Here is an 11,235-nt window from a genome sequence, read left to right as displayed (position 1 = left end):
TTCACCGGCTATAGCGTTCACTTTCAATCCATTGCAACGGCTCTTGTGCGAGGGTGTTGCGTTAAGCGTGGGGCCATTGCAACAAATTTCGAGCAACTGCCTGCGATGATGGCGGTTTGACGCAACAACTCTATTGCCGGATCGGTGAATGCAACGTAGCGTTTCTGTCATCGGAAACAGCGGGCCGACAGGGCGCGCAATGCCGGAGAAGGAGAGCACGATGCAGAAGTTCGACACCCCCGCCCCCGTCTCGGCCGTCCTGGACATCCCCGCCGGGCGCATCCAGTTCATCGCCGCCGACCGCACCGACACCACCGTCGAGATCCTGCCCGCCAACCCCTCCAAGAGCCGCGACGTGAAGGCGGCCGAACAGATCCAGGTCGTCTACGGCGACGGCGTCCTGCGCATCGAGGCCCCGGAGGCCAGGAACCGGATCCTCGGCCCGTCGGATCCGTCGAGGTGACCGTCCAACTGCCCGCCGGCTCCCGCGTCCAGGCGAAGGCGGCCGCCGCCGAACTCCGCGGTTTGGGGCGCCTCGGCGACGTCGCCTTCGACGGCGCCCACCGTTCGGTCAAGCTCGACGAGGCCGACAGCGCCCGCCTCACCGGCCTCGACGCCGACATCACGGTCGGCCGCCTGAACGGCCCCGCCGAGATCAGCACCCAGAAGGGCGCCATTCACATCACCGAGGCCGCGCGCGGCACGCTCACGCTGAGCACCCAGATGGGCGACATCACCGTCGGCGCCGCCCACGGAGTCTCCGCCGCACTGGACGCCGGCACCACCTACGGCCGGATCAGCAACACGCTCAAGAACACCGACCCCGCCCCCGGCCTGACCATCCACGCGACCACCGCCCACGGCGACATCACCGCCCGCAGCCTCTAAAAGGAGCATCCCCCATGACCAACTCGGCCATCGCGGCGCACGGGTTGCGCAAGTCCTACGGCGACAAGGTCGTCCTCGACGGCATCGACCTGATCGTCCCCGAAGGAACGGTCTTCTCCCTGCTCGGCCCGAACGGCGCCGGCAAGACCACCGCCGTCAAGATCCTCTCCACCCTCATCTCCCCGGACCCCGGCTCCGGCCAGATCCACGTCGGCGGCCACGACCTGGCCACCGAAGCGCAGGCCGCACGCGCCGCGATCGGCGTCACCGGCCAGTTCTCCGCCGTCGACGGCCTGATCACCGGCGAGGAGAACATGCTCCTCATGGCCGACCTGCACCACCTCACCAAGCCCGAGGGACAGCGCGTCACCGCCGAACTCCTGGAGCGCTTCGACCTCACCGAGGCCGCCAAGAAGCCCGCCTCCACCTACTCCGGCGGCATGAAGCGCCGCCTGGACATCGCCATGACCCTGGTCGGCAGCCCGCGGATCATCTTCCTCGACGAGCCGACCACCGGCCTGGACCCCCGCTCCCGCCACAACATGTGGCAGATCATCCGCGAACTCGTCACCGGCGGCACCACGGTCTTCCTCACCACCCAGTACCTGGAGGAGGCCGACGAACTCGCCGACCGCATCGCCGTCCTCAACAACGGCAAGATCGCCGCCGAAGGCACCGCCGAGGAACTCAAGCGGCTCATCCCCGGCGGACACATCCGCCTCCGCTTCACCGACCCGGCCGCCTACCAGTTGGCCGCCACCTCGCTGAACGAGGCATCGCGCGACGACGAGGCCCTCGCCCTGCAACTCCCCAGCGACGGCAGCCAGCGCGAACTGCGCGCCATCCTCGACCGGCTGGACGCCGCCGGCATCGAGGCCGACGAACTCACCGTGCACACCCCCGACCTCGACGACGTCTTCTTCGCCCTGACCGGCAACACCGTACCGAGCCAGCCGAACCAGCCGAACCAGCCGAACCAGCCCAAGGAGGCCCTGCGATGAGCTCCTTCTCCCTCGCCGTACGCGACTCGTCCACCATGCTGCGCCGCAACCTCCTGCACGCCCGCCGCTACCCCTCGCTCACCCTGAACCTGCTGCTCACCCCCGTGATGCTCCTGCTGCTGTTCGTCTACATCTTCGGCAACACCATGAGCGGCGGCGAGGGCCGCTCCGCCTACATCGCCTACATCGTCCCCGGCATCCTGCTGATGACGATCGGCTCCACCGTCGTCGGCACCGCCGTGTCCGTCGCCACCGACATGAACGAGGGCATCATCGCCCGCTTTCGCACCATGGCCATCCACCGCGGCTCCGTCCTGTTCGGACACGTCGTCGGCAGCGTGCTGCAGGCCATCATCAGCGTCGTCCTCGTCGGCGCGGTCGGCGTCGCCATGGGCTTCCGTTCCACGGACGCCACGGTGGTGGAATGGCTGGCGGCCCTCGGACTGCTCGCGCTCTTCGCCCTGGCGTTCACCTGGATCGCGGTCGGCATGGGCATGGGCAGCCCCAACGCCGAGGCGGCCAGCAACAACGCCATGCCGCTGATCCTCCTGCCCCTCATCTCCAGCGCCTTCGTCCCCCTGCACTCCATGCCCGGCTGGTTCCAGCCGATCGCCCAGTACCAGCCCTTCACCCCCGCCATCGAAACCCTGCGCGGACTCCTCCTGGGCACCGAGATCGGCAACAACTGGTGGATCGCCCTCGCCTGGTGCCTGGGCCTGAGCGCCCTCGGCTACCGCTGGTCGAAGGCCCAGTTCGACCGCGACCCCGCCTAGGACCTGTCTGACCATTCCCGCCGGGCCCGCGACGCCTGGCACCGCACCTCGCCGCGTTGTCGGGCACGCCCAAGTACGCCCAGTACGAGGGCGACCCTCCGCCTTGCGATGCACGGCACCAGACGCCGCGGCCTGATCCGACGCGAATGGCCAGACAGGCCCTAGCCGACATGACAACGCGGCCCCACCCGCCAACCCGTCCCACCCCAGGGCGGCGCACCCCGACACCCCGTCGGAGTGCGCCGCCCTGCCGGGCTTCTCCACCACCTGCCGCCACATGACTCCACCGGACGGCTCACCCTGGGGTCCGACGGCGCCCGCCGAGCCGAACATCTCCGGCACCCCGTACCCCGAGTCGAGTACATCCGGGATCAGGAAGCATGCTTGCGGATGACTGGCAACTCACCGAAGACATCGACGACTTCCTCGTCCGAGCCGGAGACTTCCTGCGCTCGCGGCCAGCCCTGCACAACACGCCGCTGACGGACATCGAGAAGCTGCGAAAACGCGGGACGAAGGCACACGGCGCCGAAGCCACCGTCTTCGGCCGACTGGAGTCAGAAGGCGAGGTCCGCACCATCTTCGGCGTCTCGTTTCTGGTGGCGGCTCAGGGGGCGGGGTGTGGGGGGTGCGCAAGGCGGGGTCAGCCGCGCAGTGCGGAGGCAAAGATGGCGGGCAGCTTGGCGATGCCGGGGGCGGCGGTGAAGCGGGTGATGCGTTCGATGGTGGTCCTGGCGGTGCGGTTGGTGACGAAGTACGGCGGGCGGGGGGACAGCGAGGGCGAGCCGCTGAACAGTCCGCGGGGGGTGGGTGCGAAGGGGGCGCGCAGGACGGTCTTCTCGATGTCCTCGAGCATGAAGGCGTTGTGGACGAAGCCGATACCGCTGCCGATGTCCTGCCGGGTGTGGCCGGGGAAGGCACCCCAGGGGGTGTAGCCGAGCAGGAAGCCGAGCGCGGACCAGCAGTTGACGCCGAGGGTGCCGTAACGCAGTCCGGCCACGGCCGCGTCCACGGCGGCGCGGTGCTTCGTCTCGGTTCTCGGGTGGACGATGAGGGTGGCGCCGAGGGTGCCGGGGAGTGTGTCGTTGGCGAAGTCGACGGCGTGGCCCAGGAAGTCCTCGGGGGTGTCGCCCGGCAGCCGTACCACGCCGAGGGCGCTGGCGAAGACCTCGTCGGTGATCATCGCGTCGTCGTGGTCGGTGATGTCGGAGACGACGATCCGGCAGCCGCCGTGGCTCTCGGCGTCCGGGTGGGCCTTGAGCACGGAGGCGAGGCGCTGGTCGGCCCCGGGGTAGTAGTCGGTGCGCGGCGGCAGTTCACGCAGCACCGCGCGGATTTCGGCGAGCAGCCGCTCGGTGCCGTCCCACGACCGGGGCAGGACCAGGATCTGGCTGGCGATGCAGTTGTGACCGGAGTTGTTCATCTTGCTGCTGACGATGTGCTCGGCCTGGAAGCGGAAGTCCGCCGCGCTCCAGGGGCCCGGGGCCACGATGCACGGGCTGACCCCGCCCAGCTCGCTGCTGAACGGCTTGCCCATCAGCGGCGTGTCGTCGCGGCGCCGCTGATCGGCCTGCTCGTCGGTCCCCCACACGATGGCGTCGTGGGTGCGGTCGCTGCCGGTGACATGGATGGCGTCCACGCCCGCGTGCGCGGTCAGGTAGCCGCCTTCGGCAGCGCCGCCGTCGACGAAGCGCACCCAGCCGCGCGCGGTGAACTCGGTGAAGATCTGCTCGAAGTGCGGCCGGAGGTAGGCGTTGACCGGGTTCATCTTGGCGATGACGACCTGGCCCTCGGCATACAGCTTGTGCAGGATGTCGAGGGCGGTGATGGCCGCGACGTTGCCCGCGCCCAGTACCAGGGCGACGGCCGGGTGTCCGGGCCGCCCGCGATACTCGCCGGCGGCCCGGTCCTGTACCTGCTGTGCGCTGATGCCCGGCTGCATCCACACCTGGGCCTTGAAGCCGTTGAGTAGCAGGCTGTCCCAGCCGGTGGCGGGGAAGACGTCGACCCGGGTGTGCCCGTTGCCCTCGCGCACCGCCCCGGGTGCGACGGGCGGCTTGCCTGCGGCGATCCGGCGAAGTACGTGCAGGTAGGCACCGACGTTTTGGGCGAGCGCCCAGGGGGCGGCGATCCAGTCCTCGGCTGCCCACGGGGAGTCGGGACCGTAGCCCTTGGCACGGGCGCCGGCGGCGGCCATCTCCGCGGCGCCGTCGACGATGCGCGGCAGCAGTCGCTCCAGCAGCGCGATCCGCTCGCCGATCGGGGTGGCGGCCCACGAGTCTGCGCCCTCGCGCAGCTCGGCGATGGCGTGGTCAAGCAGTGCGGTGTCGAGGGCAGGGGCTGTCATGGGTTCGCTCCTAGGGCAGCAGGGGTGGTCCGGGCAGGTGGCGGCGGGTCAAGCGTCGAGGTGGGCGGTGCCGCGGGCTGGGTCGATCAGGGGGAAGGCCGGGGCGCGCCCACCAGCAGGAGGTCCCTTGAGACCCGGACGGCGGTCTGGTAGCCGGTCACCCCCCGACGCTTTGGGTCGTAGCCTTTCGCGCGAGCACGCGCACCGGCGAGTTCCTCGGCGCTTCCCGGGACCTGCGGCATCAGCTCCTTCAGCTGGGTGCTCCGCTCCTGAGCGTCGCTGTCCACGACTCGGCCCTCTCACGCAGCTCGGCGACACCATCGTTCCAGGGACTCGACGTCCAGGGCCAAGGCGGCGGTCAGGGGTTGGCTCCTTCCGCAGACCGCATGGCGCGGGCGGCGGCGCGGGCGGCCCGGCGGGCGGCGAGTTCCTCGGCCTCGCGGCGCTCCAGACGAGGGACGTAGGTGAAGACGTACACGGCGACGAGCGCGGCGCAGCCGAGGACGACGGCGAGCGGCACGGGGGTGATGTCGGGGCCGACACTGACGCCGGCGAGCAGGCCGAGCAGGCCGAACAGCACGGTGAAGGCGAGCGCCAGCGGGGCTCCGCCGCGCAGTTTGAACGGCCGTGCCTGCTCCGGGGCGCGGCGGCGCAGCCGCCACACGACGAAGCCGGCCGCAGCGTAGATCATCATCTCCAGGGCGGCACACACCGACACCATCACGGCGAACGAACCGGTCGCGGCGACCACGACGGCCAGCACGAGGGAGCTGCCGCCGAGGAGGTAGATGGGCAGGACGGGGACGGCACGGTCGTTGAGGCGGGTCAGCGGGCGGGGAAGCTTGCCCTCGCGGGCGACCGCGTAGATGAACCGGGAGAGGGTGACGAAGCCGCCGTTGAAGGTGTTGACGGCGGTGAGTGCGGTGACGGCGAGCATCACCAGCATCCCGACATGGCCGAGGGAAGACTGGGCGACGAGCAACTGCGGGTAGGCCGTGCCGAGTTGGGCGCCATTCAGGGTGACGCCCATGGCGACCGCGAACACCGCCTGGCTGCCGGCGAGCACGAGGACCGAGACGAGCATGGCCCGCTGGATGGTTGTGGGCCTGGTGACCTCCTCGGCGTTGGTGGTGACCCACTCGAAGCCGGTGTAGAGGAAGATGCCGAGGATCAGCGCCTGCACCGGGGAACTGCTGGATCCGGCGCCCGGGTGTGCGAGCGGGCTGTGGTGGATCATGGTGATCACCCCGATCGCCACGGTCGCCACGACCACGACGGTGGTGACGACTTTCTCCGCGGCGCCGGCGAGCTTGATGCCGCGCAGGTTCGTCCAGGTGGCCAGGACCAGCAGGGCGGCGACGTAACCGATCGCGACCAGATGGCCGTTGTGGAAGGCGTAGGCCATGGCCTCGCCGATGATGTACGCGTCCGCCCCGATGACCAGCACGATCGCGGTCATGTAGGTGAGCGTGATGATCAGGGCCAGCCGGTCGTTCATGGCCCGCTGCATCCACAGCCGGATGCCGGCGGCGGTCGGGTAGAGGCCGTTGAGTTCGGAGAACAGGGCACGCACCCCGAGGATCAGGACGGCGCCGGCGAGAACCGCGAGCCAGGAGACGGGCCCGCTGACGTAGGTGAGCAACTGGGCCAGGCCCAGGAAGTTGATGGCGGCGAACGCGAGGCCGGTGGAGATGGCGGAGGCGCCGCCGAGGGAGAGGGAGCGGCTGAGCTGGGGCTGCTCGTTCGAGATCTGATCGGCCATGGCGGGTGTCTTGCTCCTACTGTCCGAGGAAGATGAACATGGCCATCGCGTCCAGACGCATGACGTCCTCCGCGCGGCCCTGGGTCTTGATGGCGCCCTGCATGTAGTTGGACACGGGGTTGGCGTCGCCCCAGAAGATCTCCGCCAGGTCGAAGGCGCGGCCGCGCACGACGAGGTCCGGGATACCGCGGCGCCCCTCGGCCACGGGCTGGGCGGCGCCGGCGATGACATGGAAGGTGAAGGCGGCCTCGGAGAGGTCGGTGGCCTCGATGTGGATGAGGCAGCTCCAGGTGGCCAGGGTCTTCCTGGCCCGCGGGCTGGCGTTGGCCTTGTCGGCGTAGTCGGCCAGGGCCTGCTGCAGTTCCGCTGCGGTCACCGTCTCCTGCTCTGCTCCGGCGTTCATCGGGTCACCTCGGTGGCGATCGAGGCGGCCGCTGCGGCGGTGATCTCGGCGAGGACGGCGTCGGCGGTCTCCTGCCCGGAGCTGACCGCCCCGTCCATGTATCCGTTCCAGACGGTGGCGTACTCGGTGCCGGCCCAGTGGATGGAGCCGATCGGTTCACGCAGGGCCGAGCCGAGGGTGGACCAGGTACCGGGCGACATGATGCCGACGTAACAGCCGCGCGCCCACTCGTCGTCGAGCCAGAGCTTCTCGTGGACGGCGATCGGGGTGCGCGCCTTCTCGCCGAAATACCTGGCCAGGTCCTCGATGACGGTCGTCTGCCGCTCAGCGGCGGTCATCGCCGCGGCGCGGCGGGCGGCGCCTGCGTCCACGAAGCAGACCAGGACGCCCTCGGGGCGGTCGGGGTGGGTCTGGTCGAAGGTGGTGCACACCAGGCCGCTGTCGCTGACCATGTGGCCGGACAGGCCCTCCTCGCGCCAGAACGGGCTGTCGTAGACGACGCTCATCTTGACGGCGGAACCCATGAAGGAGCGCTGGGTGAGCTGGTCGCGCAGGCCCGGCAGAGCCGGGAGGTAGCGGATGCGTCCGGCGAGGGTCGGCGGGATGGCGACGATCACCCGGCGGGCCCGGAGCACACCGCCCTCGTGATGCACGGCGACCGCGTCGCTACCGTGCTCGATGCGGTGGACCGGACTGTTCAGCCGCACCCGATCACCGAGCAGCGCGGCCAGTCGCTGCGAGACCTGCATCGAGCCGTGGGTGATCCGGGCCTCCTGGGCGCTGTTGATAGTGCCGATCAGCTTCTCCAGCCCGCCGCCCGAGGCGATGTAGAAGAGCGCGTGGAGCATCGAGATCTCGCCGGGCTCGGCGGGGAACAGCGCGCGGGTCAGGGCGCGCAGCCACACCTTGGCGCCCTCGCAGTACGACTGCTGGAGGATCCAGGTCTCCACGGTCGTGCTGTCCAACTCGGCGGCCTGCGGATGCGCCCAGGGCGCGGCCGTGTCGACGGTCATGGCAGCGGAGGTCAGCTCGACCATCGCGTCCATCAGGTCGGCGGCGATGACCGGGTCTCCGGTCGGGATCGCGCCGTGGTAACGCAGCAGTTTGCCGTCGGACAGCTGCAGGTTGTCGCCGTCGTTGTACTGGGCGAAGGTCTCCAGGCCGAACTCCTCGACCAGCGCGTACATGCGGTCCTGGGTGGGACCGATCCACTGGCCGCCGTACTCCACCAGGCGGCCCCCGTCCTCGGTGGCGGAGTAGGTACGGCCCCCGACGCGGTCGCGGGCTTCCAGGACGACCACGTCCACTCCTGCGTCGTGCAGGCGGCGTGCGGCGGACAGGCCGGCGAGGCCGGCGCCCACCACAACGACGTCGGTGTCATGGGGGTCGGACATGAGCAACTCCAAAGTTGGGCAAGTGACCAAGTCGGTTGCCCAAGTGAAGTAGAGTGACCTTGGCCCGTCAAGAGGCGATGTTGAAACTTCTGCCGGGACGATGCTCGGCGGCAGGCGCGAAGAGGTGGGAACACTGGCTCGGATGACGGTCGACGCGCGTCGGGCGCAGTTCGTCAAAGCCGCGATCGAAGTGATGTCCCGGGAGGGCCTGGATCGGGCGACCACCCGCCGCATCGCCGAGCACGCCGGCGCCCCACAAGCGGCCCTGCACTACGCCTTCCACGACAAGAACGAGCTGCTCAGCGCGGTCATCGCCGAAGTGACCACACAGGTCGAACAGGTGCTGCGCAACGCCGTCGACCCGGCCGGCGGACTCACCCAGGCCATCGAGACGGGACTGCGGGCCTTCTGGGCCTACGTGGTGGGTGACGACGGCCTGCAACTGATGCAGTACGAGCTGACTGTCTTCTGCCGCCGCACCCCCGGGTTCGAGTGGCTCGCGGAGTGGCAGTACACCCGCTACCAAATGTCCGCCCAGGAGGTGTTCGCCTCCGCACTGGCCCACATGCCCAGCCCGCCCGAGGTCGACCTGCCCGCACTCGTACGCTTCATCGTCGCCGCCGTGGACGGCCTGGTGATCCAGTACGAAGTCCATCACAACGCCGAGCAGTCGGAACGCGACCTCGGCAACGTCATCCGGTCGGCGATCATGCTCGCTGGACTGCCCCTGCCGACCTGAGCCGCCGGCGGACGCCTCGCCGTTCCGTGCGGACCCAGGAAAAACCGGGGCGCGTCGGCCACTGAGCCGCCCCGGAGTCGGTCTCGCCGGTTACAGCAGGGAGGAAGGAGAACACCTTCTGATTCCCTCTTCCTTATTCCTTTGCACCCGCGCCGCCCCGACACCCAGACTGTGCCGGTGCTGATCCGACGCGAAACACCCGCCGACATTCCAGCCGTATTCGCCCTCACCGCGGCCGCGTTCGCCAAACCGGGGACGGCGGTCCCCGTCGAGGCCACCCTGCTGGACGAACTGCGCACCTGCGAGGGCTGGTTGCCCAAGTTGTCGCTCGTGGCGGTGAACGAGCGGGACGAGGTGGTCGGGCATGTGATCTGCACCCGGGCCCACGTCGACACCGCCCCGGTCCTGGGACTCGGCCCGCTCAGCGTGCACCCCGATCACCAGCGCCGAGGCGTCGGGCTGGCACTCGTCCACACCGCGCTCGGCGCGGCGGACGCACTGGGCGAACCGCTCGTCGCCCTGCTCGGCAGCCCCGCGTACTACGGCCGTTACGGCTTCCACCCCAGCACGCAGTACGGCATCACCGCGCCGGACCCCGGCTACGGCGACTACTTCCAGGTGCGGACCCTCTCGGCGTACGAGCCGACCCTGCGCGGCACCTTCGCCTACGCCGAGCCCTTCAACCACCTCTGACCTGACGGTCGTTGTCGCGGGCCGAGCGCGTCAGCCGGCCCGGAGCACGGGGCCTCGCATCGGCGGCGCTGGTGACCGGGCTGCTGCAGCCCGGTGAGCTTGCTTTCGTCCGGTTCCCGCAGGGCTGCCCGGGCCCGGGTGCAGGAGTGTGCAGGGGACGGGTACGGGAAGGCTGAGCGGATCCGCGCCGGGCCCTCCGCCGGCGATGTGGCGCCGATCTCGGCAACGTCCGCCAGGACGCCGGGCACCGCTGCCGGGCCGCGGGGGTACCGCGGCCCGGCAGCGGTGCCCGGCGAGGGTTCAGCACCCCTGACGATCAGGCGGTGGCCGTCAGCGTTCTACCACCATGCGGTGCAGCGCGCGGTGTTGTCGCCGGTCGCCTGCACACAGACCCGGGCCAGGGCGGGGGAGTTGTCCGGGATGTAGGTGGACTCCAGGGTCGTCCACGGATTGGCCCAGATCCGGTTCTGCAGACCGTAGAAGTGGCCGGTGTCCCCCTCCGGGGCCCAGTCGATCCAGCCCGAACAACTGGTGCTGCCACTGCTGTTGTTCACATAGTTGCGGACCCCACCATGGCGGCCGAACTGGCGCAACACGTACGGGTCTTCGACGACCGCAACCGCATCGTCCTGGACCGCGGCCCCCGCTACCAAAGCCGCCCGGCCGACGGCACGCCGACCACGCGGCACGTGGCCGCGACAACAAGCGCCGAACCCCGGGACACGACCGGCCGGTGGGACCTCACCGTCGTCCTCGACTTCCGCGACACCACCCGCGGCGACCGGTTGCGCAACGCCGTCGCCTCGGCCGCCGCCCTGCGCGACCAGTCACTGGATCCCGGCCGCCACTCGACGCTTCGGACCTGCCCGGCGGCGGTGATCCGGGCGCGCAGTCGCAGCAGCAGGGTGACGCACAGCAGGCCGAAGCCGTCGACCACCAGGTCCGCCGACGGCGGCGGGGCGGCGCTCACCGGGGCAGGGCCTGGGTGACGCGCCACAGCCGCCGCGGCAGGCCGCCCTCCTCGAACGGGTGGACCTCTTGAAGGTCCCAGCCGTCGGCGAGGTGGTCGACCAGGTCGCGGGGGAAGAATTGACATCCTCCCCCTCTTAAAAGAGGGGGATTTCAACCGAGGTGGGTTGGGGTTCACGGACGCTCGACCGCTGTTTGGGCGGTGTCGTCCCTCCGGCACCGGCTGATCGCCGGGGGCGGGGGATCCCGCCCTGTCCTGCCGCGAC

General features: G+C 70.0%; 10 protein-coding genes and 2 pseudogenes. 7 read left to right on the top strand and 5 right to left on the bottom strand.

Going from position 1 to position 11,235, the window contains the following annotated elements; translation table 11 throughout:
• The first annotated feature begins 220 nt into the window (after positions 1-220).
• The 4 genes and pseudogenes from ACZ4N5_RS40015 to ACZ4N5_RS40000 all read left to right on the top strand — a co-directional run.
• Positions 221-888 (top strand): annotated as a pseudogene (locus tag ACZ4N5_RS40015) (DUF4097 family beta strand repeat-containing protein).
• Between the two features lie 14 nt (positions 889-902).
• Entirely contained in the window at positions 903-1,889 is a 987-nt protein-coding gene (locus tag ACZ4N5_RS40010) for an ATP-binding cassette domain-containing protein (protein WP_467761890.1), read from the top strand.
• Positions 1,886-2,662: an ABC transporter permease gene (locus ACZ4N5_RS40005; RefSeq protein ID WP_467761889.1), complete on the top strand. Its 777-nt coding sequence runs from the start codon at positions 1,886-1,888 to the stop codon at positions 2,660-2,662. Before ACZ4N5_RS40010 ends, ACZ4N5_RS40005 begins: the two co-directional genes overlap by 4 nt.
• Positions 2,663-3,042: 380 nt before the next feature.
• Positions 3,043-3,246: pseudogene (locus ACZ4N5_RS40000) on the top strand (GNAT family N-acetyltransferase); the annotation flags it as partial.
• A 59-nt stretch (positions 3,247-3,305) separates the two neighbouring features.
• Here the strand turns inward: ACZ4N5_RS40000 and ACZ4N5_RS39995 are convergent.
• The 4 genes from ACZ4N5_RS39995 to ACZ4N5_RS39980 form a co-directional block, all read right to left on the bottom strand.
• Positions 3,306-5,009, bottom strand: coding sequence for an aldehyde dehydrogenase family protein (locus tag ACZ4N5_RS39995; protein ID WP_467761888.1), 1,704 nt, complete (start codon positions 5,007-5,009; stop codon positions 3,306-3,308).
• 358 nt (positions 5,010-5,367) lie between these two features.
• Positions 5,368-6,771 (bottom strand): APC family permease, encoded by a 1,404-nt coding sequence (locus ACZ4N5_RS39990; protein ID WP_467761887.1) that lies wholly within the window; start codon positions 6,769-6,771, stop codon positions 5,368-5,370.
• Between the two features lie 16 nt (positions 6,772-6,787).
• Positions 6,788-7,174, bottom strand: a complete 387-nt coding sequence (locus tag ACZ4N5_RS39985) for an SCP2 sterol-binding domain-containing protein (protein ID WP_467761886.1) — start codon at positions 7,172-7,174, stop codon at positions 6,788-6,790.
• Positions 7,171-8,568 (bottom strand): flavin monoamine oxidase family protein, encoded by a 1,398-nt coding sequence (locus ACZ4N5_RS39980; protein ID WP_467761885.1) that lies wholly within the window; start codon positions 8,566-8,568, stop codon positions 7,171-7,173. Before ACZ4N5_RS39980 ends, ACZ4N5_RS39985 begins: the two co-directional genes overlap by 4 nt.
• A gap of 142 nt (positions 8,569-8,710) precedes the next feature.
• Here ACZ4N5_RS39980 and ACZ4N5_RS39975 point away from each other — a divergent pair, with 142 nt between their 5' ends.
• Both ACZ4N5_RS39975 and ACZ4N5_RS39970 read left to right on the top strand, forming a co-directional pair.
• Positions 8,711-9,307 carry a TetR/AcrR family transcriptional regulator gene (locus tag ACZ4N5_RS39975; protein WP_467761884.1) on the top strand — a complete coding sequence of 199 codons (597 nt, stop codon included), beginning with the start codon at positions 8,711-8,713 and terminating at the stop codon, positions 9,305-9,307.
• A gap of 177 nt (positions 9,308-9,484) precedes the next feature.
• A complete protein-coding gene (locus ACZ4N5_RS39970) occupies positions 9,485-10,000 on the top strand; it encodes a GNAT family N-acetyltransferase (protein WP_467761883.1) in 516 nt (171 codons plus the stop codon).
• Positions 10,001-10,338: 338 nt separating this feature from the next.
• Here ACZ4N5_RS39970 and ACZ4N5_RS39965 read toward each other — a convergent pair whose 3' ends face one another.
• Positions 10,339-10,554 carry a hypothetical protein gene (locus tag ACZ4N5_RS39965; RefSeq protein WP_467761882.1) on the bottom strand — a complete coding sequence of 72 codons (216 nt, stop codon included), beginning with the start codon at positions 10,552-10,554 and terminating at the stop codon, positions 10,339-10,341.
• A gap of 18 nt (positions 10,555-10,572) precedes the next feature.
• Here ACZ4N5_RS39965 and ACZ4N5_RS39960 point away from each other — a divergent pair, with 18 nt between their 5' ends.
• Positions 10,573-10,989: a hypothetical protein gene (locus tag ACZ4N5_RS39960; protein ID WP_467761881.1), complete on the top strand. Its 417-nt coding sequence runs from the start codon at positions 10,573-10,575 to the stop codon at positions 10,987-10,989.
• Positions 10,990-11,235 lie beyond the last annotated feature (246 nt).

The organism is Streptomyces sp. NPDC026500 (genome assembly GCF_055567635.1).
The sequence above is the reverse complement of the archived record's forward strand: the minus strand, read 5'-3'. Positions and strand labels throughout refer to the sequence as shown.